Raw genomic sequence first — 25508 nt, 5'->3', positions numbered from 1 at the left:
ATGATGAAAAATGAATTAGAAATTTTATTAGGTCGGTTTAGACCTAAAGGACCCCAAGAAGAGGCTGACTTACCGCTTTTTAAGGCTCGTGCATCTGATGCGAAAAATTTGACGCGTGATGCTTTAGCCCATTTTACAGCAAGCGCTTTCGTTTTGAATCAAGCACATGAGCGGGTCTTAGGCATTTATCACAAAATTTATAAGAGTTGGGGCTGGATGGGCGGTCATGCTGATGGCGATGTGAACTTGCTTCATGTGGCTGAAAAAGAAGTAAGAGAAGAAAGTGGAATTGAGCAGTTGAAATTACTTTTACCTGACCCGATCTCGATTGAAAATTTACCAGTATTCGGTCATTTTCATCGTTCAAGAGGTTACGTTCCAGCCCACTTACACCTGAATGTGACTTTTTTATTTGAAGCGGATGACCAACAGTTGTTGCGCGAAAATAAAGAGGAAACAGGCGGAGTAGCTTGGATTCCTCTTGAAGAATTTTCCTCCCAATCTTCTGAAGAAGAGATGAAAATTATTTATGATAAAATTATTTCACGAATTATTGAAAAAAAGAAAGAAGACAAATTATGAATTTAAATCAACCCTTAGTGCTTCGCTCTGGTGTGACCTTGAAGAATCGCTTAATCATGGCACCAATGACTGTTGTACTGAGTTTTCATGATGGAATTGTGACGCAAGAAGAAATCCAACATTACGGGATGCGGAGTAAGGGATTAGGTGCTGTCATTACGGGGACGGCGAATGTAACGGATAACGGGAAAGGCTGGCCAGGTGAGCTGACGATTGCTACTGATGATGCGATTGCACGGCTGACAGAGCTGTCAGCGGCTATCCATGCTGGTGGGGCAAAGGCAATCTTACAGATATTTCATGCAGGACGTATGACCTCTGAAAAAACCATTGGTGAGCAACCCGTTTCAGCCTCAAGTGTTGCTGCAGAAGTTCCTGGCTCAGAAATTCCACGGGAGTTATCAGAAAACGAAATTGAAGCCCTCATTGAAGCGTTTGGTCAAGCAACACGCCGAGCGATTGCAGCAGGATTTGATGGTGTGGAGATCCATGGGGCTAATATGTATTTACTTCATCAGTTTTTCTCTCCCCATTCTAACCGCCGCACGGATCACTGGGGGGGGAGTCTAGAAAAACGGATGAACTTTCCTCTTGCTGTTATTGACCGTGTGGCACAAGAAGTAGCGAAAACTTCACGCCCATTTGCCATCGGTTATCGTCTTTCTCCTGTAGAAGCGACAGTACCAGGAATCCGTTTTGAAGATACGCTCGCTTTTGTAGAACAATTGAAAACAAAGCCTCTCGATTATTTACATATTTCTTTAAAACACTTCACTCGCCGTGCTAATTCGCAAGCCTATCAAGAAAAATCAGAATTGGCTTACATTCATGAAGCGGTAGCGGGTGTTATGCCTGTCATTGGGGTAGGAGGTGTGCGTACAAAAGAAGATGTTGAAGCGCTCCTTGAAAATGCTGATGCAGCGGCCATTGCGCAGCAGCTCCTAGTCGACCCAGAATTTCCTTTAAAAGTAACTGGAGAAATTACTGACGACCCTGTCAGTAAACCTTTTGGTGAAGCAATTAAGGATTTGCCAATGCCACATCCTATGTTTAAATACTTAGAAAAACGCTATAAATAAACTTGCTCTAGGGCAAGTTTTTTATCCTTCTCAACTTAAAAAAATTAAATAAGTCCATCACAAAATTTTAATCTGAACCTCTTGAAAAAATGGTCTAGAAGTCTATAATTAAGTCTAATTGAAATTAGAAAAGAGGGTAGAATGCCAGTAAAAGTAGTCAAAAATCTTCCTGCGATTGAACAATTGCGGGCGGATAATATTTTTGTAATGGATAGTGAAAGGGCTGAGCAACAGAATATTCGACCGCTCAATTTACTTATTGTGAATTTAATGCCCCGTAAAATGGTGACTGAAACCCAGATTTTACGGTTGCTATCCAATACCCCTCTTCAAATCAACGTGGATTTGCTTTATCCTAGCAGCCATGTGGTAAAGAACACACAACAGTCTTATCTTGACAGCTTTTATCACTCTTTTTCAGAGGTCAGAGCAAAGTATTATGATGGGTTGATAATAACGGGGGCACCCTTAGAGCAAATGGCTTTTGAGGCCGTTGATTATTGGTTAGAGTTTTTAGAGATTATTGAGTGGAGCAAACGTCATGTTTATTCGACCCTTCATATTTGCTGGGGAGCTCAAGCTGGCCTTTATGCGCGCTATGGCATAACCAAGCAGCAGCTGCCGCAGAAAGTCTGTGGGGTTTTTAAAAGCACAGTGGAAAACCACAGGCATCCTCTTTTTCGGGGTTTTGATGATTATTTTTCTTTTCCTCATTCACGATATACAGCTTGTGCTGAAGAACAAATTCGCATTTTAGATGATTTTGAAATTCTTTCTCATTCACAACATGCAGGTTTGGGTATTGTTGCTAAGAAAAACTTGCGAGAAATTTATTTATTTGGCCATTTAGAGTATGATCGTGAAACTTTAGAATGGGAATATCAACGCGATAAAGCGGCGGGACTAACTGCCGTGCGACCCCAAAATTATTTTCCAGAAGATGATGAGCAGCAACCGCCCGTTAAAACCTGGGCTTCTGCTGCCTCGCTCTTTTTTTCAAACTGGCTGAACTATGCTGTCTATCAAGCAACCCCTTATGTAGGTGAGCGGTTAAGCAGCCACTATGAAGAAGACTATGATTTTAATCAAGCGGAATAATCTTAGAAAAGGAACAAAAGATGGTAACAAGATTAGATACTTTATTAGCCCAAGCTGGGACACGTCATGACCAAATAACGGGTGCTTTGGTCGCCCCTCTGCATTTTTCCACCACTTATCAACATCCCGAGTTTGGTCATTCGACCGGCTATGATTATACTCGAACAAAAAATCCGACCCGGGCAACCTTAGAAGAAACTTTGGCACTGATCGAGTCGGGCCAATTTGCTTTGGCAACAGCTTCTGGGATGGCTGCCATTGTTTTAGCTTTTGATATTCTTCCAGTAGGGACCAAAATTGTTGCTTGCCGAGACCTGTATGGCGGGTCTTATCGTTGGTTTGATGAGCAACAAAAGCAAGGCCGTTTTTCTTTTTCCTATGCAAATAACGAAAAAGAAATGTTAGCACTTATTAATTCGACTACTGATCTGGTCTATCTTGAAACGCCAACAAACCCCATGATGGTAGAATTTGACATTGAAAAAATTGTCAATAAAGCCCAAGCTTGCGGAGCTAAAGTTTTTGTAGACAATACCTTTTATAGCCCCATCTACCAGAAACCTTTAGAACTTGGTGCGGATCTAGTCATTCACTCAGCTACGAAATATTTAGCAGGACATAATGATGTGCTTGCTGGTGCGGTAATTGTACGTGACGAGGAGCTTTATCAACGTCTACTTCATCAACTGAATACTAGCGGTGCGGTCCTTTCGCCTTTTGATAGTTATTTAGTAATGCGAGGACTAAAAACGTTGAGTGTTCGTATGGAACGCATTACTTATAATGCGAAAAAGGTGGTCGCAATGCTTAAAAAACATCCAAGTGTTCAAACGGCCACCTATCCTGGACGAGGGGGAATGATTTCATTCAAAGTCTCTGATGAGACCATCATTCCCAAATTTCTGAATCAATTAAAAGTGATTACTTTTGCGGAAAGCTTGGGAGGGGTAGAGAGTTTAATTACTTATCCAGCAACCCAAACCCATCATGATATTCCAGAGGAAGTGCGCGCAACTTATGGATTAACAAATGATTTATTACGGCTTTCAGTAGGGATAGAAGATGTGCGTGATTTGATAGAGGACATAGAGCAGGCTTTTATTACTGACTGATGTTCTCAAAAGTTACTGACTATCTGGTCAGCAAAACAGTTTCAATGTAAAAAGAAAATAAGAGGAAAATAATGACAAAATATGATTTTACAACCATCCCCAATCGTCTCACCCATAATTCAGTGAAATGGAAAGAAGTACAGCAAGATCATGAAAAACTACCCTTATGGGTGGCGGATATGGATTTTATCGCACTGCCTGAAGTGACCCAAAGTATTCATGAGTATGCCGATTATGGTGTCTATGGCTATGCGTATGTTGAAGAGCGCTTGCTTGACAGTGTGCAGACTTGGGAGAAGGAGCAACATCATTATAGTTTTTCTAAAGAAAGTTTAGTTTTTATGGATGGTGTGGTGCCAGGACTCAGTCTCGCTATCCAATCTCTGACACAACGCAATGAGGCAGTCTTGATTAATACGCCTGTCTATCCACCTTTTGCGCGTACTGTCAAGTTAAATCAAAGAAAATTAGTTGAAAATTCTTTACTTGAGGAGGATGGAAAATTTTTTATTGATTTTGAACAGCTCGAAAAAGATATTGTAGACAATGAAGTTAAACTCTATTTGTTGTGTAACCCCCATAATCCTGGAGGGCGTGTCTGGTCTAAAGAGGAGTTGTTGAAAATTGGTGCTTTATGTCAAAAGTACAACGTCTGTTTAGTCGCCGATGAGATTCACCAAGACCTCACTTTATTTGGACATCAGCATCACAGCTTCAATACAGTTTCAAAGGAGTTTAAAAATTTTAGTATTATTCTTTCGTCGGCTTCGAAGACGTTTAATATTGCTGGTGTTAAATGTGCCTACGCCATTATTGAAAACGAAACATTGAGAAGAAAATTTTTGAATCAAAGAACTGCGAATAATCAAGGAGAAGTCAGCACTTTGGGCATGTTAGCGACCACAACCGCTTATCAGTATGGTGGTGAATGGCTGACCCAACTAAAGCAAGTGCTTGAGCAAAATGTTCAATATGTCAAAAGAGAATTAACTGAAAAAACAAAGATTAAAGTTATGTTTCCTGAAGCTACTTACTTGATTTGGTTAGATTTTTCAGCCTATCAGCTAGGAGATGAGGCTTTAAAAAGTAAATTGAGTCAAAAGGCAAAGGTTATCCTGAATGAAGGAAAAAGCTTTGGTACAGAAGGGGAGAACCATGCACGCTTTAATGCAGCTGCACCATTCTCTATTATCGAGGAGGCAACACAACGACTTGTGAAAGCGTTTGAAAGTTAAGGACTTTTGGCGAAAAAAGGTCGGCAGCCGCTTAAAAATATGTTAGAATGTGGATATGAATGATATTTTACAACTTACGATTGTCCTTGTGGCCTCGTTGCTTGCCACACTTGCTTCACGACGTTTAAAAATCCCTGCCGTCGTTGGTCAAATGCTGGTTGGGATTTTGATTGCTCCGTCCGTCTTGGGTTTGGTTCATGGGGGCCATGTCCTTGAGGTAATGTCGGAAATTGGAGTCATCCTACTCATGTTCCTTGCCGGTTTGGAAAGTGACCTAACAGTGCTTAAGAAAAACTTTAAGGCCTCAATGTTGGTCGCGATAGGCGGTGTAATTGTGCCTTTGATAGTTTTTGGTATCGTGGCTTTTGGCTTTGGTTATGGTATTTCGACCAGCTTCTTTTATGGGATTGTGTTTGCTGCCACTTCGGTTTCTATCACCGTAGAAGTCCTACAAGAATATGGTAAGCTAAGCACTCGCGCAGGTTCTATTATACTTGGGGCTGCTGTCGTCGATGATATTCTTGCGGTATTGATCTTATCGCTTTTTACCAGTTTCAAGAGCGGAGGCTCTGGTGGGCAACTTGCTTTACAATTCTTTTTTGAATTCCTCTTTTTTGCCTTTTTATTTATCGTGCACAAGCTTATCCCGAAAATCTGGCGTTTTGTTGAAAAGCTACCCATTGCTAATAAGAATACGATTGTAGCACTTATCATCTGTTTGGGCTTAAGTCTATTGGCTGATGCCGTAGGAATGTCGGCTGTCATTGGCAGCTTCTTTGCCGGGCTAGCCATTTCACAAACAGAAGTGAGTCATAAGATCGAAGAATACACCTCAGCTATTGGTTACGTGATTTTCATCCCTGTATTCTTTGTTTTGATAGCTATTTCAGTACAATTTGATAGTATTATCCATCATCCTTGGATTATTTTATTATTTACCCTTCTTGCCATATTAACGAAGTTTTTACCCGCTTATGCAGTGGGTAAATCCAGTCATTTAAGTACTAATGAAAGCATGTTGATTGGTACTGGAATGATTTCACGGGGGGAGATGGCGTTAATTGTCGCTCAGATAGGATTAACGAGTCATATTATCACAGATGAGGTTTATTCTGAATTGGTCATTGTGATTATATTAGCCACCGTTATCGCCCCTTTCTTGATTAAGTTCGTATTACGCAAAGAAACTCAAGATGTGAGCCTTTGATGACCTTTATCAACTCCTGACAGCTTGGTCAGTAAATAAAATAGAACCCATGAAATAAAAAAATTACCGCTTTCTTCCCAAAAAGGGCAAAAAAATGGTAAAATAGAAAAAATGCTTTAGAGGTACAGTTTCAATACTGTAGCTCTAAAAAATTTTGCCCAAATGAGTATTTTTTCTCAAAACGGGTCATTCGCACATCGGTCCTTTGTTCAACAAAGGGTTTTATTGAAAGGAAAAATCAAAATGTCAAAAATTCAAGTCGTAGAACATCCATTGATTCAACACAAACTCTCTATCTTGCGTCGTAAAGAGACTTCTTCAAAAGAATTCCGCGAACTCGTTGACGAGATTGGCATGCTTATGGCTTATGAAGTTTCACGTGATTTGCCACTTGAAGATGTGGAGATTGATACACCGGTTGCCCATATGACTGCTCAGCGTTTAGCAGGTAAAAAGTTAGCGATTGTGCCGATTTTACGTGCAGGTATTGGGATGGTTGATGGAATTTACAAAATGATTCCGGCAGCACGTGTGGGTCACATTGGAATGTACCGTGACGAAGAAACTATGAAACCTGTTGAATACCTTGTCAAGATGCCTACAGATATCGCTGAACGTCAAGTTTTTCTCGTGGATCCTATGTTGGCTACGGGTGGCTCAGCGATTTTGGGTGTAGATGTATTGAAAGAGCGTGGTGTAAAGAACATTAAGTTTGTTTGCCTTGTGGCTGCACCAGAAGGGGTAAAAGCTTTACAAGAAGCGCATCCTGATATTGATATTTTTGCTGCTGCGCTTGATGACCATTTAAATGAAAAAGGTTATATCATCCCAGGGCTTGGTGACGCAGGTGACCGTCTTTTTGGAACAAAATAATAAAACAACACGATTGCCTCTATTTGCTGAGGCAATCTTTTTTATCTTTCGAGTCAAATTAGTTTACAACTGTAAATTTATTTGGTAAGATTACATATGTAAACAAAAACAAAAGAAAAGGAACAACGAAATTATGACATTCTTAAAATCACTTGAAAACCGCCGCACAATCTATGCTCTTGGAAAAAACGTTAAAGACGAGCAAGAAGTTATTGACACAATTAAAGAAGCGGTACGCCTCTCACCTACAGCCTTTAACAGCCAAACAGGACGTGTCTTGATCGTTACGGGTGATGCCCAAGAAAAACTTTGGGGCGAAATCGTAGCAACTGACTTAAAAGCAGAAATGGACCGTCAAGGTGTACCAGAAAGTGCTTGGGCTGGAACTAAAGCAAAACTTGATGGCTTCAAGGCTGCCTTTGGAACAGCGCTCTTCTTTGAAGATACTGCTGTTGTAGCCTCTCTTCAAGAACAATTTCCTCTTTATGCGGATAACTTCCCCGTATGGTCAGAACAAGGTTCTGGAATTATCACGGTGAATGCATGGACGGCTCTTGCAGAACTTGGTCTTGGTGCCAACTTGCAACATTATAATCCAGTTATTGACGAAACTGTTGCTCAAACATTTAACCTTCCAGCAAGCTGGAAATTGCGTGGCCAACTTGTATTCGGTTCTATTGAAGCACCTGCTGGAGATAAGGACTTCATGAACGATGAAGACCGTTTCGTGATCGCGAAATAAACACTACTGCTAAATCTTACTCACTAAAGGTCACCTTTCATCCAGGTGGTCTTTTTTTGTATTTTTAGCCGATGCGAATAATTTTGAAATTATCAACAGGAGGTGCTATAATTACTCTAAAAGTATCATGAAAAATAAGGAAAGGAACAGCGTGAATAAACTTTTAAAAAATGAAAAGCATCCTGCTTTAGGATTTCTTCGCTATGTTGGACCAGGGCTTATCGTTGCAGTGGGTTTTATTGATCCAGGTAATTGGGCAGCAAATTTAGCCGCTGGTTCTCAATTTGGCTATAAACTTCTTTGGGTAATCACTCTCTCCACGGTTATGCTTGCTTTTTTACAGCATAATGTGGCTCATTTAGGGATTGTAACAGGGAAATGTTTATCCGAAAACGCCACAGAATATCTTAAACCAGTTACGAGTCGGATCGTGTTAGCAACAGCAGTATTAGCCTCTATCTCTACTGCGGTAGCAGAAATACTAGGAGGTGCCTTAGCCTTGCAGATGTTATTTAAGTTGCCGCTTTCTTTAGGGAGTTTATTAACGGCAGCTTTGGTCATCTGGTTTTTGTTCAGTAATTCTTATTCCAAAATTGAAAAAGTAATCATTGGGTTTGTCAGTGTTATTGGAATATCGCTTTTGTTTGAGCTTTTTATTATCCCTCATGTGGATTGGATAGCTGCTGCAAAGGCTAGTGTCACACCAAGTATGAGCTCTGCTTCAATTCCCATCATTATGAGTGCGCTTGGAGCAGTAGTAATGCCTCACAATCTTTTCCTTCACTCTGAAGTGATCCAGAGTCGGCAGTGGAATCTTGAGGATGAAAAAGTGATTCAACGGCAACTCAAATACGAATTTTTTGATACACTCTTTTCAATGTTTTTAGGCTGGGTGATTAATAGTGCTATTATTATTCTCGCTGCCGCACTCTTTTTCCCACATGTGGTAACAGAAATCGATCAAGCACAGGAAATGCTTAAGCCGCTGTTGGGCTCAGCAGGAGCTATCCTCTTTGCCGTTGCCTTTCTTTTTGCGGGGGTAGCTTCGTCTGTAACCGCAGGAATGGCTGGAGGTTCTATATTTGCTGGGATTTATCGTAAGCCGTATGACATTCGTGAAATTCATAGCAAAGTAGGCGTACTCCTAACAATTCTGGTCGCTACGGGAGCAATAATTGGCTTGAGTACGATTACCTCTCCTTTTCAAATCTTGATTTATAGTCAAGTCTTCCTCAGCATCCAATTGCCTATTACGATCTTTTTACAGATTTACTTGACCAATTCACAAAAAGTAATGGGCAAGTACAAAAATGTTTGGTACACAAAAGCTTTACTCTTAGCGATGGGGATTTTTATTACTTTGCTAAATGTTATCTTAGTCATTACTACATTTCAGGGTTGATTTTTGATACAATAAAAGAAGGAATTCAAACAAAGGCTTCTAACCAAAGAAGTTACGAGTCTGTCACTTATAAAAGGAGGGCCTATGCAGCCAAAATTAATCAATAAAGTGGTCATAAAGCGAAATGGACATGTTGTAGACTGGGATAGTTTTCGTATTCAAACTGCAGTATTCAAAGCAGCTATAAATGGCAAGTATAAGGATAAACCGCTCCATGCGAATATGATCGCTAATAACGTGACAAAAGTTGTAGAGAAGGTCATTGCTGAACTTTCATTTGAAAAAATCGAGATTGAGACGATACAAAATCAAGTCGTTAAGCAACTTAACGATTTTGATAAAGACGTGGCGCGAGACTTTCTAGCTTACAAGACAAAGCAAAATATTGAACAAAGACATTAAAAAAATAAAAAATGCTGATTTTCAGCATTTTTTTGATCAAAACGTCACTGATCGCACCGTCAGTAATTTTCCTTAAAAATTTTTAGTTCTTCCTTGATTTCGTTCTTGACAAAAAATGAATGAACCCTTACAATAGTAGAAGAGACAAGTTTTTAGTGAAAATTTTTCAGAAATCAGGCGGTTGATGCGAGCCTGAAAATGGCAGCTAAAAATACCACTCTTCCAAAAATTCTTTCTGGATAACAGAAAAGCGTCCCTGACACGTTACGTCAATGATGAGAATACTTTGCTTTACTGACAGCATGGTCAGTAAAGCAAAGTCTGAACTAAGGTGGTAACACGCAAATTGCGTCCTTTTCAATAAGGAGCGATTTGCGTTTTTTTATTTCGTCAAAGCTGACGAAAACCGAAAACAAACAGCAGAAAGGCAAAAAATATGATTAAAATAACTTTTCCAGATGGCAACGTCAAAGAATTTGAATCAGGTGTAACGACATTTGTCATTGCTAAATCAATCTCACCTAGCCTTGCGAAAAAGACACTCGCTGGTAAAGTTAATGGGAAATTGATTGACGCAACACGACCAATTACTGAAGATGCTAACTTTGAGATTGTCACACCAGACCATGAAGACGCTCTTGGAATTTTACGGCACAGTGCGGCTCACCTTTTCGCCCAAGCGGCTAAACGACATTTTCCAGAGATTCATTTAGGGGTCGGTCCAGCAATTCGAGACGGTTTCTACTATGACACAGACAATGCAGCTGGACAAATTTCTAATGAAGATTTGCCAGTTATTGAAGCGGAAATGAAGAAAATTGTCAAAGAAAATTTCAAATCTATCCGTAAAGAAGTTTCAAAAGAAGAAGCAAAAGAAATTTTTGCTAATGATCCTTATAAGCTTGAGCTTATTGAAGAGCATAATGAAGATGAAGGTGGTTTGACGATTTACGAGCAAGGAGAATATACAGATCTTTGCCGTGGCCCTCATGTTCCATCAACTGGGGTTATCAAATTTTTCCATCTTTTGAATGTCGCTGGAGCTTATTGGCGTGGTAACTCAGATAATACAATGATGCAACGGGTCTATGGTACAGCTTGGTTCACGAAAGAAGATTTGGAAGAAAATCTTAAAATGCGCGAAGAAGCCAAAGAACGTGACCATCGTAAGCTTGGTCGCGAATTAAACCTTTTCTTTAACGATGCAGAACTTGGAGCAGGAACAGCTTATTGGCTTCCAGATGGTGCGACAATTCGTCGAATTATCCAACGCTACGTGGAAGATCAAGAAGTTGCAAATGGTTATAAACATGTCATCACGCCTGTAATGATGAACCTTAATACTTATAAACGTTCAGGACACTGGCAACATTATCATGAAGATATGTACCCACCAATGGATATGGGCGATGGTGAGGAAATGGAACTTCGTCCTATGAACTGTCCAAGTCATATTGCGATCTACCAACACGATGTTCACAGCTATCGTGAGCTCCCAATTCGTATCGCAGAATTTGGAATGATGCACCGCTATGAAAAATCTGGTGCTTTATCAGGACTCCAACGTGTTCGCGAGATGACGCTCAATGATGGCCATACTTTTGTGATGCTTGAACAAGTTCAAGAAGAATTTGGTAAAATCCTTCAACTTATCATGGAAATGTATCGTGATTTTGGCATTAATGATTACAGTTTCCGGTTAAGCTATCGTGATCCAGAAGACACTGAGAAATATTTCCAAGATGATGAAATGTGGGAGAAATCTCAGTCAATGCTCAAAGCAACGATGGATGATATGAATTTAGAGTATGTTGAAGCTGAAGGTGAAGCCGCTTTTTACGGGCCTAAACTCGATATTCAAGTGCGTACAGCACTCGGTAACGAGGAAACATTATCAACCATTCAGCTGGATTTCTTAAATCCCGAAAACTTTGACATTAATTATATTGGGCCTGATGGTGAAAAACATCGTCCAGTCATGATTCACCGGGGAGTAATCTCAACGCTAGAACGCTTCATTGCTTATCTTATCGAAGTTTACAAAGGAGCTTTCCCAACTTGGCTAGCACCAACCCAAGCGACAATTATTCCGGTAAATCTTGATCTTCATTCTGATTATGCATGGAAAATTCAAAAAACATTGTCAGATAAAGGCTTCCGAGTTGTGGTAGACGAAGCAAACGAAAAAATGGGATGGAAGATTCGTCAGTCCCAAACGCATAAAATTCCATATCAAATCGTAGTTGGTGACCAAGAATTAGAAGAAGGAACGGTAAATGTTCGACGCTATGGCTCAAAAGAAACATCCGTATTGCCTTTAGAAGAGTTTATCAAAAACTTGGAAACAGATGTCGCTAACTTTAGCCGTGTAAATTAAAAATATAAAAGACTGTGAAGTGCAGTCTTTTTTGTTATTTAAAGACCAACATGAGGTATAATATATAAAGCAAAAATATTAAACAATTAAGGCAGGTGTATATGGCAATCAGTAATATTTATCTATTCCTTGAAATACTTGGAACAGTAGCCTTTGCAATTTCGGGAACTGTTGTAGGGATGCGTCATGGATTGGATGTTTTTGGAGTGTCAGTTCTTGCAGCTATCACTGCTGTAGGAGGGGGAATATTTAGAGATCTTCTTCTAGGAAATACGCCACCATCTGCACTTAAATCTCCTTTTTTTATCACTTTATCTATTATTTCCTCAATAGTAGCTATGATAGGAGCTACTGTTATCAACAAATACCAGACGGGATTAACAATATTAAAACTATCACGATTTTATAATCGGCTCCTTCTTATCTCTGATGCTATTGGTTTAGGGATATTTACAGTGTTGGGGATTGATGCTGGAATTTCGAAAGGCTACATCCATAATGAATTCCTGATTATTTTCTTAGGCGTCCTTACAGGAGTAGGGGGAGGAATGCTTAGAGATATCGTCGCAAACCAAGTGCCTATGATCTTCCGAGAAAATATCTACGCCCTTCCTTGTGTCATTGGTGGGCTACTATACGTCTATACTTATGATCTATTTAGTAGAGATACCGCCTTAATTTTAGCTGTACTGTTTATTGTTATCGTTCGTATTGTTACCGAAGAGCGAAAATGGAATTTACCGAGCATAGGAAAAATGTGACAACAGAGGGTTTTGAGAGGTTTACTGAATAAAAAGGTGAAAAAGTCACAGTTTATTCTTGACAAGGGGAGTTAGGTTTGATAGAATATAATAGTTGTCGCGAGAGACGAGGGTCTTGAAGCGAGCTAGACCATTGAAAACTGAATAAAGAAGAATGACTCATGTGATGTAGAAATACATCAAAAATCTGTCAATCAATAATGAAAGACAAGCCAGTCACTTCGGTGACTTAAATACTTTATTTGAGAGTTTGATCCTGGCTCAGGACGAACGCTGGCGGCGTGCCTAATACATGCAAGTTGAGCGCTGAAGATTGGTACTTGTACCGATTGGATGAGCAGCGAACGGGTGAGTAACGCGTGGGGAATCTGCCTTTGAGCGGGGGACAACATTTGGAAACGAATGCTAATACCGCATAATAGCTTTAAACATAAGTTTTAAGTTTGAAAGATGCAATTGCATCACTCAAAGATGATCCCGCGTTGTATTAGCTAGTTGGTGAGGTAAAGGCTCACCAAGGCGATGATACATAGCCGACCTGAGAGGGTGATCGGCCACATTGGGACTGAGACACGGCCCAAACTCCTACGGGAGGCAGCAGTAGGGAATCTTCGGCAATGGACGAAAGTCTGACCGAGCAACGCCGCGTGAGTGAAGAAGGTTTTCGGATCGTAAAACTCTGTTGTTAGAGAAGAACGACGAGGAGAGTGGAAAGCTCCTCGTGTGACGGTATCTAACCAGAAAGGGACGGCTAACTACGTGCCAGCAGCCGCGGTAATACGTAGGTCCCGAGCGTTGTCCGGATTTATTGGGCGTAAAGCGAGCGCAGGTGGTTTATTAAGTCTGGTGTAAAAGGCAGTGGCTCAACCATTGTATGCATTGGAAACTGGTAGACTTGAGTGCAGGAGAGGAGAGTGGAATTCCATGTGTAGCGGTGAAATGCGTAGATATATGGAGGAACACCGGTGGCGAAAGCGGCTCTCTGGCCTGTAACTGACACTGAGGCTCGAAAGCGTGGGGAGCAAACAGGATTAGATACCCTGGTAGTCCACGCCGTAAACGATGAGTGCTAGATGTAGGGAGCTATAAGTTCTCTGTATCGCAGCTAACGCAATAAGCACTCCGCCTGGGGAGTACGACCGCAAGGTTGAAACTCAAAGGAATTGACGGGGGCCCGCACAAGCGGTGGAGCATGTGGTTTAATTCGAAGCAACGCGAAGAACCTTACCAGGTCTTGACATACTCGTGCTATTCCTAGAGATAGGAAGTTCCTTCGGGACACGGGATACAGGTGGTGCATGGTTGTCGTCAGCTCGTGTCGTGAGATGTTGGGTTAAGTCCCGCAACGAGCGCAACCCCTATTGTTAGTTGCCATCATTAAGTTGGGCACTCTAACGAGACTGCCGGTGATAAACCGGAGGAAGGTGGGGATGACGTCAAATCATCATGCCCCTTATGACCTGGGCTACACACGTGCTACAATGGATGGTACAACGAGTCGCGAGACAGTGATGTTTAGCTAATCTCTTAAAACCATTCTCAGTTCGGATTGTAGGCTGCAACTCGCCTACATGAAGTCGGAATCGCTAGTAATCGCGGATCAGCACGCCGCGGTGAATACGTTCCCGGGCCTTGTACACACCGCCCGTCACACCACGGGAGTTGGGAGTACCCGAAGTTGGTTGCCTAACCGCAAGGAGGGCGCTACCTAAGGTAAGACCGATGACTGGGGTGAAGTCGTAACAAGGTAGCCGTATCGGAAGGTGCGGCTGGATCACCTCCTTTCTAAGGAATATATACAAGAGTGAGCATTCAACTTTATTCAGTTTTGAGGGGTTTAGTAAAAAACCTACACAAGAATCAACTTCTTGATTGTGGGGCCTTAGCTCAGCTGGGAGAGCGCCTGCTTTGCACGCAGGAGGTCAGCGGTTCGATCCCGCTAGGCTCCATTGAAACGAAAGTTTCAAACTTGAACATTGAAAACTAAATAACAATATCTAATAACGATAAATAAACCGAAAAGCTGTGAATTTTAAAGAATTTACAAACTTATACTTGAAAAACGATGATTTAAATCATCATGGCAAAGTTAATAAGGGCGCACGGTGGATGCCTTGGCACTAAGAGCCGATGAAGGACGTGACTAACGACGATATTCTAGGGGGAGCAGTAAGTACGCATTGATCCCTAGGTCTCCGAATGGGGAAACCCAGCTGCTACTAGCAGTTATCCGTAAGTGAATACATAGCTTACGTGAAGGTAACGCAGAGAACTGAAACATCTAAGTACCTGCAGGAAGAGAAAGTAAAAACGATTTCGTAAGTAGCGGCGAGCGAACGCGAAGAAGGGCAAACCAAGAAGCTTGCTTCTTGGGGTTGTAGGACTGCAACGTGGACTTAAGCATTATAGTCGAATAACCTGGGAAGGTTAATCAAAGAGGGTAATAATCCCGTAGACGAAATAGCGCTTATACCTAGCAGTATCCTGAGTAGGGCTGGACACGCGAAATCCAGTTTGAATCCGGGAGGACCATCTCCCAACCCTAAATACTCCTTAGTGACCGATAGTGAACCAGTACCGTGAGGGAAAGGTGAAAAGAACCCCGAGAGGGGAGTGAAATAGCACCTGAAACCGTGTGCCTACAAGAAGTTCGAGCCCGTTAATGGGTGAGAGCGTGCCTTTTGTAGAATGAACCGGCGAGTTACGTTATGATGCGAGGTTAAGTTGAAGAGACGGAGCCGTAGGGAAACCGAGTCTGAATAGGGCGACTTAGTATCATGATGTAGACCCGAAACCTAGTGACCTATCCATGAGCAGGGTGAAGGTGTGGTAAGACGCACTGGAGGCCCGAACCAGGACACGTTGAAAAGTGTTTGGATGACTTGTGGATAGCGGAGAAATTCCAAACGAACTGGGAGATAGCTGGTTCTCTCCGAAATAGCTTTAGGGCTAGCGTCGAAATGTAAGTGTATTGGAGGTAGAGCACTGTTTGGGTGAGGGGTCCATCTCGGATTACCAATCTCAGATAAACTCCGAATGCTAATACACATGTTCGGCAGTCAGACTGCGAGTGCTAAGATCCGTAGTCGAAAGGGAAACAGCCCAGACCAACAGCTAAGGTCCCAAAATATATGTTAAGTGGAAAAGGATGTGGGGTTGCACAGACAACTAGGATGTTAGCTCAGAAGCAGCTATCATTCAAAGAGTGCGTAATAGCTCACTAGTCGAGTGACCCTGCGCCGAAAATGTACCGGGGCTAAACATATTACCGAAGCTTTGGATTGATATTTTATCAATGGTAGGAGAGCGTTCTTAACCGCGATGAAGGTATACCGTGAGGAGTGCTGGAGCGTTAAGAAGTGAGAATGCCGGTATGAGTAGCGCAAGATAAGTGAGAATCTTATCCACCGTAAGACTAAGGTTTCCAGGGGAAGGCTCGTCCGCCCTGGGTTAGTCGGGACCTAAGGCGAGGCCGAAAGGCGTAGTCGATGGACAACTGGTTGATATTCCAGTACTAGATATGATCGTGATGGAGGGACGCAGTAGGCTAACGGATGCCAGTTAATGGATTCTGGTCTAAGCAGTGAGGTGTGAGATGTGTCAAATGCATTTCTCTTTAACATTGAGCTGTGATGGGGAAGCAACTACGGTTGCGAACTCCGTGATGTCACACTGCCAAGAAAAGCTTCTAGCGTAAAGTCATATCTACCCGTACCGCAAACCGACACAGGTAGTCGAGGCGAGTAGCCTCAGGTGATCGAGAGAACTCTCGTTAAGGAACTCGGCAAAATAGCCCCGTAACTTCGGGAGAAGGGGTGCTGGTGTAAAAGCCAGCCGCAGTGAATAGGCCCAAGCAACTGTTTATCAAAAACACAGCTCTCTGCTAAACCGCAAGGTGATGTATAGGGGGTGACGCCTGCCCGGTGCTGGAAGGTTAAGAGGAGTGCTTAGACGTAAGTCGAAGGTATGAATTGAAGCCCCAGTAAACGGCGGCCGTAACTATAACGGTCCTAAGGTAGCGAAATTCCTTGTCGGGTAAGTTCCGACCCGCACGAAAGGCGTAATGATTTGGGCACTGTCTCAACGAGAGACTCGGTGAAATTTTAGTACCTGTGAAGATGCAGGTTACCCGCGACAGGACGGAAAGACCCCATGGAGCTTTACTGTAGTTTGATATTGAGTACCTGTAAGTCATGTACAGGATAGGTAGGAGCCATTGAAATAGGGACGCTAGTTTCTATTGAGGCGTTGTTGGGATACTACCCTTGACTTATGGTTACTCTAACCCGCTGGCATAATCGGCCAGGGAGACAGTGTCTGACGGACAGTTTGACTGGGGCGGTCGCCTCCTAAAGAGTAACGGAGGCGCTCAAAGGTTGGCTCAGATTGGTTGGAAATCAATCGTAGAGTGTAAAGGTAAAAGCCAGCTTGACTGCGAGAGCTACAACTCGAGCAGGTAGGAAACTAGGACTTAGTGATCCGGTGGTACCGCATGGAAGGGCCATCGCTCAACGGATAAAAGCTACCCTGGGGATAACAGGCTTATCTCCCCCAAGAGTTCACATCGACGGGGAGGTTTGGCACCTCGATGTCGGCTCGTCGCATCCTGGGGCTGTAGTCGGTCCCAAGGGTTGGGCTGTTCGCCCATTAAAGCGGCACGCGAGCTGGGTTCAGAACGTCGTGAGACAGTTCGGTCCCTATCCGTCGCGGGCGTAGGTAATTTGAGAGGATCTGTCCTTAGTACGAGAGGACCGGGATGGACTTACCGCTGGTGTACCAGTTGTTCCGCCAGGAGCACGGCTGGATAGCTATGTAGGGAAGGGATAAGCGCTGAAAGCATCTAAGTGCGAAGCCCACCTCAAGATGAGATTACCCATTCGTAAGAATTAAGAGCCCAGAGAGATGATCTGGTAGATAGGCTGGAAGTGGGAGCGTTGCGAGACGTGGAGCGGACCAGTACTAATCGCTCGAGGACTTTACCAAAGAGTCAAATATAAAATGCTTAAGGTTTATGAGTTAGAAGAATTGTTATTTAGTTTTGAATGTTCAAGGTAACATTTAATGATTTGGTCATCATTGCGATGGAGATACACCTGTTCCCATGTCGAACACAGAAGTTAAGTCCATCTACGGCGGAAGTACTTGGGGGTTGCCCCCTGGGAGATAGGCGAGTGGCCAAGTTTGGGAGTTTAGCTCAGCTGGGAGAGCATCTGCCTTACAAGCAGAGGGTCAGCGGTTCGATCCCGTTAACTCCCATAGGTTGGTTCAGCCTTAATTGAATAGGTTCCGTAGTGTAGCGGTTATCACGTCGCCCTGTCACGGCGAAGATCGCGGGTTCGATTCCCGTCGGAACCGTTAGTAGAAATACTAATGACTCGTTAGCTCAGTTGGTAGAGCATTTGACTTTTAATCAAAGGGTCGCTGGTTCGAGCCCAGCACGGGTCATAATCCTAGCGGATGTGGCGGAATTGGCAGACGCACTAGATTTAGGATCTAGCGCTTAACGGCGTGGGGGTTCAAGTCCCTTCATCCGCATCTTAGGTATTAGCCGACTTAGCTCAGTTGGTAGAGCATCTGATTTGTAATCAGAGGGTCGCGTGTTCGAATCATGTAGTCGGCATTGTCGAAAGGCAGAAAAGGTATTGCGAACGTAGTTCAGGGGTAGAACACAACCTTGCCATGGTTGGGGTCGCGAGTTCGAATCTCGTCGTTCGCTTGTTAATCCTCCCAGTGGGAGTTTTTCTATAATAACCCGGGGTGGCGGAACTGGCAGACGCACAGGACTTAAAATCCTGCGAGGGGTAACCTTCGTACCGGTTCGAAACCGGTCCTCGGGATAGCCAAAGTTAGTAGCAAATGTTACTAACTTTTTTTGTTTCAGTTTAAACGTTGGAGTGAAGCGGTTACTTAGGGATTTTATGAGCTTACACTAGAAAAATACTTCACAAAATGCTATACTAAGTAAGTAATAAAATATTCGGAGGATTTTGAAATGGCAATCGTTTCAGCAGAAAAATTCGTACAAGCCGCTCGTGATAACGGATACGCTATCGGTGGTTTCAACACAAACAACCTTGAATGGACTCAAGCTATCTTGCGTGCAGCAGAAGCTAAGAAGACTCCAGTATTGATCCAAACTTCTATGGGTGCGGCTAAATACATGGGTGGTTACAAAATGTGCAAGCTCCTCATTGAAACTCTTGTAGAATCAATGGGTATCACAGTACCAGTAGCAATTCACCTTGACCACGGTCACTTTGAAGATGCTAAAGAATGTATCGAAATCGGTTATACTTCAGTTATGTTTGATGGTTCACATCTTCCTATTGAAGAAAACTTGAAAGATGCTAAAGAAATTATTGAATTGGCACATGCCAAAGGTATCTCTGTAGAATGTGAAGTTGGTTCTATCGGTGGTGAAGAAGATGGTATTATCGGTGAAGGTGAACTTGCTCCTATCGATGATGCTGTAGCTATGGCTAAACTTGGTGTTGACTTCCTCGCTGCAGGTATTGGTAACATCCACGGACCTTATCCAGAAAACTGGAAAGGTCTCCACATTGATCACCTTGAAAAATTGAACAAAGCACTCGTTGAAGCTATGGGACACAATGTACCAATCGTATTGCACGGTGGTTCTGGTATTCCTGATGATCAAATTCGTCAAGCTATCGCTAACGGTGTTGCTAAAGTTAACGTTAATACTGAATGTCAACTTGCTTTCGCAGCTGCTACACGTAAATTCGTTAACGAATTTGATGCAAACGAAGCAGAATACATGAAGAAAAAACTCTTTGACCCACGTAAATTCTTGAAACCTGGTTTCGATGCAATTACAACTGCTGTTGAAGAACGTATCGATGTATTTGGTTCAGCAAACAAAGCTTAATCAATTTTCATACTTAAAAAAAGGGCTGCTCTTGAGCAGTCTTTTTTTCTTTGTATACCCACAAAAGCAAAGTTGAGTGAATGTTAAGAAAATTATATAAAAGATTGCAAATGATTTAAAAAAATGGTAGTATGGTTACGGAAATAATTTGATTAGTATTTATCCTTTTTGAAGAGGTGTTATTATGCCAAAACGGTTGTCTAAGTTTAAAAAGTGGATTTTATTTGATTACGCACTTCTCTCTTTATTTGTAAGTGGTGTTTATATTGCTTTTAACCATGAATTTTTTAAAGTGAACTGGAAACGATATTATAACAATATTACTTATGAGGAGAAGGTTGACAAAATATTGAAGCATGGCGTTTTTTGGATTCCTGGTAACTTGCATTCTCTCACTGCACCTTTATTGATCGCTTTACTTTTAGGTGGGGCGCTCTTGTCTCTTATCATTTTCGCATTAGTGTGGAAAAACTACTTGGTGAGAACGTGGCTGCCATTATTTTCCTTCATGGGATTTATACTTCCATTATTAATTCGTTATGATGAGAATATTCTTAAGCTACTTGTAATTGGCTATTTTCTAGTCATATTGAGTTCAAGTTTTTCAGTTGCCGCATTAAGGCAGTGGTAAGCGATAAGATTTGATATGAGTGCTTCTATAAAAACATTTTATTTCTCTTCATGAGTCTAAATCTTGATATTTTTTAAATAACTATCATTTTACTATGAATAAATATAAAATTTAAAAAAGGAGAAAAAGTGAATATATTGGGCTTAGTCACGCTTTGACTAAAGAGAAGAGTTTTCATCTAGAATATTTTGGTTACATTATCGCTCGTTTATCGTATATTAATTTAGAAGGGTTATATTTGATTTAAGATTTAAAAGGCGATAGAATGATTATAATGCGAGCAACAGCACTAACCATGGAGGAATATAAATAGATGAATAAAAAGAATCGACGTGTGAATACTAACTTAAAACTGCTAGCGGGTACAACATTGCTGATTAGTCTGGGAAGTTTCGGTGGGGCAGCTAAAGCTGCTGATTTAACTTCTACTCTTTCTAATGATGCGACCACAATGACAAGTGAAAAGGGAACAGCGACAAATCTCACTTCTTCGTCGAGCGCAGATGAAACGAGTAGTTCTAGCCAGGAATCAAGCACTAGCGAGAGTTCAGACGAATCAACGAACAATTCTGGAACAACAGATGAGGGAGATAAAACGACTACTGGCAATAGTAGTTCTGCAGCAGTAGGTGGTGAGAGTAGTGGGACATCATCTTCAAAACCTAAGCCCTCTTCATCAGAAAAACCTTCCACAACTCGACCTTCAACTACTACGAAACCTTCAACGTCCCAAAAAGCCCCTAGTTCACCTAGTAAGTCATCAGAAGCTAAGAGTACTGGGAGCCAATCAAAGGTTGCTGTTTCACCATCATTAGCTGCCCCCCAAGCAAATCAAACTTCTACAGCAACTCCTGTAGCTACGCCTACTGAAAATGCGCAAAGCTATGTTGGTGGGACATATGCTCAGCCAGCATCAAATACCTCTGTGACGAGAACAGCTTCAGAGGCGGGGACTGGCGACTCGGTTTATGAGGGGCCTACACTGAAAAAAATTCAGGCTGCAAAAACAATTGATAAGATTGATAACTCTAGTACAGAAGCTTTTATTAAGAGTATCGCTCCTCGTATACAAATTTTAGCTGGAAAAAATAATTTGTTTGCTTCTATTATTTTGGCGCAGGCTATTTTGGAATCTGGCTCGGGTCAAAGTGATATGGCTGTGAATTATTTTAACATTTTCAATATTACGGGCTCCTATTTTGGAAAGTCTATCTCTTTTAAAACACAAGAGTATGCAGGTGATCAGGCTTATTTGATGGAACAAAGTTTTCGAGTATATAGCAACTATGACCAATCTCTAGAAGATTACATCAATCTTATGCTTAGTGGAACAACTTGGAATCCGAATATTTATGCTGGAAGTTGGAAAACTCATGCCAAAAATTATACAGAAGCTGCACAAGCTCTTCAGGGAGTTTTTGCTACAGACCCAGAATACGCTCAAAAATTAATCGACTTGATTCAGGAATATCACTTGGATTTTTACGATAATGTAGACAGTAAAACAGAGGTTTGGGGAGAAAATATTCCCACTAGTCCTGTCATGACGTCAAAAGCTGCAGAGAGTGACTTCCCAGCCTATAATGGAGTTGAATACCCAGGCGCAGAAAGTTATGCATTTGGTAATTGTACACAATATGTCTATAACCGAATTATCCAATTAGGAGGCAAAATTGGCACACACATGGGAAATGGTGGTGAATGGGGTGTAAATGCCCAACAACAAGGTTATTTCACTACGATGGTTCCTACAGAGGGATATGCGGTAAGCTTTCCACCAGGGGTTGCGGGCTCAAGTTCTGAATATGGTCACGTGGCCTTTGTTGAGAAAGTTTATGATGACCACTCTATCTTAGTCTCGGAGATGAATGTTCGTGGTAACAATGTAGTAAGTCAGCGACATATTTCTGCGAGTGTTGCTGCTTTAGCAACCTATATCCAACCTAAATAAAGGGATACTCTGTAAAAAAGGTACCTAGAATTGACTTTTATAGTAATTAACTTGATGACTGAGTATCCTAATCGGGTATTCACGTGATGGAGTAAAAGTTGCTAGAAAAGATCGTTCCTTATAAAAAACTGTTGAAAAATCAGCCTTTGGGCTGATTTTTTTGGGGGAAAAGTTTGAGATAATAAGGTTACGAGGTTAAGACAATCTCATATAAAAGTTTAAAAGATTTTAGTGCTTTGATTTGATAAAGCAAAGAAAGGATCAGATATAATGGCTAATAAAAAAGATAGAATTATGGACTTGATGCGTCGCGGAATTATCACAGAAGAGGAGGCTTTAGAACTTCTTGAAAAAAATGGGACTGCACCGAAAGGGGGAAATTCTGGTGATGAAGAATCAACACAATTTACCTATACCGATAAGGAGGGATATGTGAACCATAATGTAGACTTCCCAGATGCAATGAAGAATGTTGCAGAAAGTCTGTTGACAAAAGGTAAAGAAATCTTCCAAGGTGTTTCAAAGGCAGTAGATGACAATATTGATTTTTCTAATGGTTTTCCAAAAGTAAAATCGACATCACATACCGTGGAAAAAGACATTGAAGAGGATTTCCAAAGACTCAATTTAGATATTAAGAGTGGTAAAGTGCTTATTTTACCTGGTGAAAAAGCACATGCCAAGGTTGAATACAAAATCTATGGCGCTGTTGATGAAGGAAATATTGCTGCTTATGTTGCTGAAAAAACTAAGTTTGAGGTAGTCGATGGGACACTAGAGTTTAGTGCGAGTGGTCGAATCGCTGCTGATATCGAACTTTATCTTCCTGAAAAAGAATATGATAATTTTGAAATCAATGCACCACATGCAGAATTAAAGGTGAAAAAAGTTTCAGTGAAGGAAATGAGTATCGGCTTGATCAACGGGGGCGCTGAACTTTCAGAAGTAACCAGTGATAAGATTAAAATTGATAATAAAAATGGAGAAATCAAAGTTTTAGAAGGTCAAACTGATCGTCTTGACCTGAATGGAGTGAACGGTAATATCCGTATTACTACAGCCTTTAACTCAGCCGATGTCTCACTGGTTAATGGCAATATTTTACTGACAGAAAAAGCTGGTACAGCTCGTCAATTAAACATGAAAAATGTTAATGGAGATATTAAGGTTTCTGTACCAGAAAAATTAGGGCTCGTCGGTCACGTAAGAACAATCTTTGGTGGTTATAAGACACGTTTGAACTTGGATACTCCTTTTGAAGCTGGACGCAATGGAGCGGCATTGGTACGCCAAGGTGAAGATACACTGACGTTTGAATTTGAAACAAAATCAGGAACAATTTGGTTGAAAGATACCACTCAAGAAGAAAATTAAGCACTTACGGTGCGGTCAGTAAATGACCAAGCTGTCAGTTCATAAGTTAATAAATGGTGAGAAATGAAGAAGAAAAGACTGAAAAGATCAGACACAAATCGAGTTATTGCAGGAACGGTTGGGGGACTTGGTGAGTACTTTGACTTGAGTCGCAGGATGATTACCATCATTCGCGTGTTACTTGTGATTGGAACTTTCGGTAGTTGGGGATCATTGCTCATTGTTTATGTGATTGTGAGTCTGTTAATGACGCAATCGCAAAAGTAAGTTTATGAAGAAAGGATAAAAAATGTCACAAAGACAATTAACAAAATCAACAACGAACCGTAGAGTAAGTGGCGTTATCGCTGGTATTTGTGAATACTTCGGCTTGGGTCGTGATGTGGTAACTATTCTACGCATTCTGTTTGTTGTGCTTGCTTTTGGAAGCTGGGGTGGTTTGATTCCACTTTACTTTGTAGCAAGTTGGATTATGCCTAGTGCTCGGAATAACCGTTATTACGACGATCAAGGGGACACTTATCAAGCAAACTGGGATCGGAAAGCACAAAATTTTGATGAAAAAATGGACGGTTGGTCGCAACGTTATTCTGATAAGATGAATAGCTGGTCACAACGTTATGAAGATAAATTTAATCAAAACAAAGGGCAAGCGAACAATTGGGGAAATCCATGGGACGAGCCTGATCCAAAACAAAAACGGAAAATGAAAGAAGCAGAGCCCGTAGAAAAAGAAGATGATTGGTCTGACTTTTAAAATAGGCTGCTTACAGGGTAAAAAATACTGTGCTCTTTACTGACAGAGCTGTCAGTAAACTTTCCATGAAACATCTGGTCCGCTATGACCTAAAACTGGTCTCCTATATAATAATTACTCCCAATAGAAAATGGACTTTATTAAGTCCATTTTTTTAATGAAATTTCTCCGCTGGATAAAATCTTTTTTTCACCGTTTTCAAGTTGAACAATCAATTCACCTCTGGGGGTAAGATCAAGTGCTCGTCCACTATAAGTTGTGCCATTTTGAATAAATTCAACTTCTTTGCCGAGAATAAAGGAGTGGGCTTTGTAAAAGTCAAAAAAAGTACGCGTCTTATACAAACGATGAAATTCGGACCAGATTTCGGCAATCAATGCAGAGCGGCTTACCGTTGGTGTTTCCCCTTGAAAGAGCGAGCCTGCGCGATGGGCAATCTCTTCAGGAAATTCAGTGATATTAAAGTTAATCCCTACTCCGATTACTACTTGATTGGCCCTTTCAGTATTGATCACAGCCTCAGCTAAAATTCCCGCGATTTTATATTGTCCCAGATAGATATCATTAACCCATTTAATCTGTGGACTTTTATCTGTTAATCTTTCGATGGCGGAGACCACAGCGGCACCAGTTAATAAGGTGTAATCAGGCCAATTTTCAGGTGCTGATTCTGGAAAAAGAGAAAGGCTCATATAAATCCCCCCCTCCTTAGCTGAAAAATAATGACGTCCAAAGCGGCCGTAGGTAGCTGTCTGCTGCTCTGTTAGATATAAACAGTTGGCTTGGGCATCAAGCTTAGCGTCTTTTTGAGTGGATTCTGATTCGGCTACGATTTTCACATCAGAAAGCCACTTATTTTTTAATAAAATTCCTGTTTTTTCTAGTTTGTCGCTCATTTTTTTATTATATCAGAAAATGTGCTTTTAGCAGTACAACTTTATCCAAAAGTGAAAGGAAAAAACAAAAGAAAGAATTTTCAGATTTTCTAACAGTAGTAACTATTTGACTTTCAAAAAAGCTCGGAGTATAGTTTTAA

At 41.4% G+C, this 25508-nt stretch carries 19 protein-coding genes, 8 tRNA genes and 3 rRNA genes; 29 read left to right on the top strand and 1 reads right to left on the bottom strand.

Features of this window, described 5'->3' with window-relative positions; translation table 11 throughout:
* From JW886_RS09105 to JW886_RS08965, 29 genes are all read left to right on the top strand, one after another.
* Positions 1 to 582: an NUDIX hydrolase gene (locus tag JW886_RS09105; RefSeq protein ID WP_241003762.1), complete on the top strand. Its 582-nt coding sequence runs from the start codon at positions 1 to 3 to the stop codon at positions 580 to 582.
* Positions 576 to 1661 carry an NADH-dependent flavin oxidoreductase gene (locus tag JW886_RS09100; RefSeq protein ID WP_420844227.1) on the top strand — a complete coding sequence of 362 codons (1086 nt, stop codon included), beginning with the start codon at positions 576 to 578 and terminating at the stop codon, positions 1659 to 1661. The genes JW886_RS09105 and JW886_RS09100 overlap by 7 nt, the downstream gene beginning before the upstream one ends.
* A 141-nt stretch (positions 1662 to 1802) precedes the next feature.
* Positions 1803 to 2759 (top strand): homoserine O-succinyltransferase, encoded by a 957-nt coding sequence (locus JW886_RS09095; RefSeq protein ID WP_205272020.1) that lies wholly within the window; start codon positions 1803 to 1805, stop codon positions 2757 to 2759.
* 20 nt (positions 2760 to 2779) lie between these two features.
* A complete protein-coding gene (locus tag JW886_RS09090) occupies positions 2780 to 3871 on the top strand; it encodes a cystathionine gamma-synthase (protein ID WP_205871912.1) in 1092 nt (363 codons plus the stop codon).
* 71 nt (positions 3872 to 3942) lie between these two features.
* Positions 3943 to 5106 (top strand): MalY/PatB family protein, encoded by a 1164-nt coding sequence (locus tag JW886_RS09085; RefSeq protein WP_205871911.1) that lies wholly within the window; start codon positions 3943 to 3945, stop codon positions 5104 to 5106.
* 55 nt (positions 5107 to 5161) lie between these two features.
* On the top strand, positions 5162 to 6313 hold the full coding sequence (locus tag JW886_RS09080) for a cation:proton antiporter (RefSeq protein WP_205871910.1): 1152 nt from the start codon (positions 5162 to 5164) through the stop codon (positions 6311 to 6313).
* 243 nt (positions 6314 to 6556) lie between these two features.
* On the top strand, positions 6557 to 7186 hold the full coding sequence (gene upp / locus JW886_RS09075) for a uracil phosphoribosyltransferase (RefSeq protein ID WP_075525849.1): 630 nt from the start codon (positions 6557 to 6559) through the stop codon (positions 7184 to 7186).
* A gap of 133 nt (positions 7187 to 7319) precedes the next feature.
* Positions 7320 to 7928, top strand: coding sequence for a nitroreductase family protein (locus JW886_RS09070; RefSeq protein WP_075525848.1), 609 nt, complete (start codon positions 7320 to 7322; stop codon positions 7926 to 7928).
* A gap of 151 nt (positions 7929 to 8079) precedes the next feature.
* On the top strand, positions 8080 to 9330 hold the full coding sequence (locus JW886_RS09065; RefSeq protein WP_241003761.1) for an Nramp family divalent metal transporter: 1251 nt from the start codon (positions 8080 to 8082) through the stop codon (positions 9328 to 9330).
* 84 nt (positions 9331 to 9414) lie between these two features.
* A complete protein-coding gene (locus tag JW886_RS09060; protein WP_075525846.1) occupies positions 9415 to 9732 on the top strand; it encodes an ATP cone domain-containing protein in 318 nt (105 codons plus the stop codon).
* A 436-nt stretch (positions 9733 to 10168) separates the two neighbouring features.
* Positions 10169 to 12109, top strand: coding sequence for a threonine--tRNA ligase (thrS, locus tag JW886_RS09055; RefSeq protein WP_205272024.1), 1941 nt, complete (start codon positions 10169 to 10171; stop codon positions 12107 to 12109).
* Positions 12110 to 12210: 101 nt separating this feature from the next.
* Positions 12211 to 12870: a trimeric intracellular cation channel family protein gene (locus tag JW886_RS09050; protein WP_075525844.1), complete on the top strand. Its 660-nt coding sequence runs from the start codon at positions 12211 to 12213 to the stop codon at positions 12868 to 12870.
* Between the two features lie 238 nt (positions 12871 to 13108).
* Positions 13109 to 14655, top strand: a 16S ribosomal RNA gene (locus JW886_RS09045).
* Between the two features lie 91 nt (positions 14656 to 14746).
* Positions 14747 to 14819, top strand: a tRNA-Ala gene (locus JW886_RS09040).
* A 133-nt stretch (positions 14820 to 14952) separates the two neighbouring features.
* Positions 14953 to 17853, top strand: a 23S ribosomal RNA gene (locus JW886_RS09035).
* Positions 17854 to 17935: 82 nt separating this feature from the next.
* A 5S ribosomal RNA gene (gene rrf, locus JW886_RS09030) occupies positions 17936 to 18051 on the top strand.
* The 16S, 23S and 5S rRNA genes sit together here with 8 tRNA genes alongside, the layout of an rRNA operon.
* A 2-nt stretch (positions 18052 to 18053) precedes the next feature.
* A tRNA-Val gene (locus tag JW886_RS09025) sits at positions 18054 to 18126 on the top strand.
* 26 nt (positions 18127 to 18152) lie between these two features.
* Positions 18153 to 18225: transfer RNA gene (locus JW886_RS09020), tRNA-Asp, on the top strand.
* A gap of 17 nt (positions 18226 to 18242) precedes the next feature.
* A tRNA-Lys gene (locus JW886_RS09015) sits at positions 18243 to 18315 on the top strand.
* Between the two features lie 8 nt (positions 18316 to 18323).
* A tRNA-Leu gene (locus tag JW886_RS09010) sits at positions 18324 to 18405 on the top strand.
* Positions 18406 to 18417: 12 nt separating this feature from the next.
* A tRNA-Thr gene (locus tag JW886_RS09005) sits at positions 18418 to 18490 on the top strand.
* A gap of 24 nt (positions 18491 to 18514) precedes the next feature.
* A tRNA-Gly gene (locus JW886_RS09000) sits at positions 18515 to 18586 on the top strand.
* A 35-nt stretch (positions 18587 to 18621) separates the two neighbouring features.
* Positions 18622 to 18707: transfer RNA gene (locus JW886_RS08995), tRNA-Leu, on the top strand.
* A 155-nt stretch (positions 18708 to 18862) separates the two neighbouring features.
* On the top strand, positions 18863 to 19759 hold the full coding sequence (locus JW886_RS08990; RefSeq protein WP_075525349.1) for a class II fructose-bisphosphate aldolase: 897 nt from the start codon (positions 18863 to 18865) through the stop codon (positions 19757 to 19759).
* Positions 19760 to 19943: 184 nt separating this feature from the next.
* Entirely contained in the window at positions 19944 to 20390 is a 447-nt protein-coding gene (locus JW886_RS08985; protein WP_075525348.1) for a transporter, read from the top strand.
* Positions 20391 to 20703: 313 nt separating this feature from the next.
* Positions 20704 to 22341, top strand: a complete 1638-nt coding sequence (locus JW886_RS08980) for an amidase domain-containing protein (protein ID WP_205871908.1) — start codon at positions 20704 to 20706, stop codon at positions 22339 to 22341.
* 270 nt (positions 22342 to 22611) lie between these two features.
* Positions 22612 to 23715, top strand: coding sequence for a DUF4097 family beta strand repeat-containing protein (locus tag JW886_RS08975; protein WP_205871907.1), 1104 nt, complete (start codon positions 22612 to 22614; stop codon positions 23713 to 23715).
* 63 nt (positions 23716 to 23778) lie between these two features.
* Positions 23779 to 23982, top strand: a complete 204-nt coding sequence (locus tag JW886_RS08970) for a PspC domain-containing protein (RefSeq protein ID WP_200407475.1) — start codon at positions 23779 to 23781, stop codon at positions 23980 to 23982.
* A 22-nt stretch (positions 23983 to 24004) separates the two neighbouring features.
* Positions 24005 to 24472 (top strand): PspC domain-containing protein, encoded by a 468-nt coding sequence (locus tag JW886_RS08965; RefSeq protein ID WP_075525345.1) that lies wholly within the window; start codon positions 24005 to 24007, stop codon positions 24470 to 24472.
* Between the two features lie 140 nt (positions 24473 to 24612).
* Here JW886_RS08965 and JW886_RS08960 read toward each other — a convergent pair whose 3' ends face one another.
* Positions 24613 to 25368 (bottom strand): biotin--[acetyl-CoA-carboxylase] ligase, encoded by a 756-nt coding sequence (locus JW886_RS08960; RefSeq protein ID WP_205871906.1) that lies wholly within the window; start codon positions 25366 to 25368, stop codon positions 24613 to 24615.
* Between the last annotated feature and the right edge of the window lie 140 nt (positions 25369 to 25508).

Origin of the sequence: Lactococcus taiwanensis, from assembly GCF_017068355.1 — a bacterium.
Lineage (GTDB): Bacteria > Bacillota > Bacilli > Lactobacillales > Streptococcaceae > Lactococcus > Lactococcus taiwanensis.
Note: the sequence above shows the minus strand (reverse complement) of the source record. Positions and strands in the feature narration are given on the sequence as shown.

What these genes read in the sequence shown, in the direction of transcription:
- JW886_RS09095 (WP_205272020.1), top strand. Translation starts at nt 1,803, where the DNA reads ATGCCAGTAAAAGTAGTCAAAAATCTTCCTGCGATTGAACAATTGCGG.
- JW886_RS08980 (WP_205871908.1), top strand. Translation starts at nt 20,704, where the DNA reads ATGAATAAAAAGAATCGACGTGTGAATACTAACTTAAAACTGCTAGCG.
- JW886_RS09105 (WP_241003762.1), top strand. Translation starts at nt 1, where the DNA reads ATGATGAAAAATGAATTAGAAATTTTATTAGGTCGGTTTAGACCTAAA.
- JW886_RS09090 (WP_205871912.1), top strand. Translation starts at nt 2,780, where the DNA reads ATGGTAACAAGATTAGATACTTTATTAGCCCAAGCTGGGACACGTCAT.
- JW886_RS08970 (WP_200407475.1), top strand. Translation starts at nt 23,779, where the DNA reads ATGAAGAAGAAAAGACTGAAAAGATCAGACACAAATCGAGTTATTGCA.
- JW886_RS09085 (WP_205871911.1), top strand. Translation starts at nt 3,943, where the DNA reads ATGACAAAATATGATTTTACAACCATCCCCAATCGTCTCACCCATAAT.
- JW886_RS08960 (WP_205871906.1), bottom strand. Translation starts at nt 25,368, where the DNA reads ATGAGCGACAAACTAGAAAAAACAGGAATTTTATTAAAAAATAAGTGG.
- JW886_RS09060 (WP_075525846.1), top strand. Translation starts at nt 9,415, where the DNA reads ATGCAGCCAAAATTAATCAATAAAGTGGTCATAAAGCGAAATGGACAT.
- JW886_RS08990 (WP_075525349.1), top strand. Translation starts at nt 18,863, where the DNA reads ATGGCAATCGTTTCAGCAGAAAAATTCGTACAAGCCGCTCGTGATAAC.
- JW886_RS09080 (WP_205871910.1), top strand. Translation starts at nt 5,162, where the DNA reads ATGAATGATATTTTACAACTTACGATTGTCCTTGTGGCCTCGTTGCTT.
- JW886_RS08965 (WP_075525345.1), top strand. Translation starts at nt 24,005, where the DNA reads ATGTCACAAAGACAATTAACAAAATCAACAACGAACCGTAGAGTAAGT.
- upp (WP_075525849.1), top strand. Translation starts at nt 6,557, where the DNA reads ATGTCAAAAATTCAAGTCGTAGAACATCCATTGATTCAACACAAACTC.
- thrS (WP_205272024.1), top strand. Translation starts at nt 10,169, where the DNA reads ATGATTAAAATAACTTTTCCAGATGGCAACGTCAAAGAATTTGAATCA.
- JW886_RS09050 (WP_075525844.1), top strand. Translation starts at nt 12,211, where the DNA reads ATGGCAATCAGTAATATTTATCTATTCCTTGAAATACTTGGAACAGTA.
- JW886_RS08985 (WP_075525348.1), top strand. Translation starts at nt 19,944, where the DNA reads ATGCCAAAACGGTTGTCTAAGTTTAAAAAGTGGATTTTATTTGATTAC.
- JW886_RS09070 (WP_075525848.1), top strand. Translation starts at nt 7,320, where the DNA reads ATGACATTCTTAAAATCACTTGAAAACCGCCGCACAATCTATGCTCTT.
- JW886_RS08975 (WP_205871907.1), top strand. Translation starts at nt 22,612, where the DNA reads ATGGCTAATAAAAAAGATAGAATTATGGACTTGATGCGTCGCGGAATT.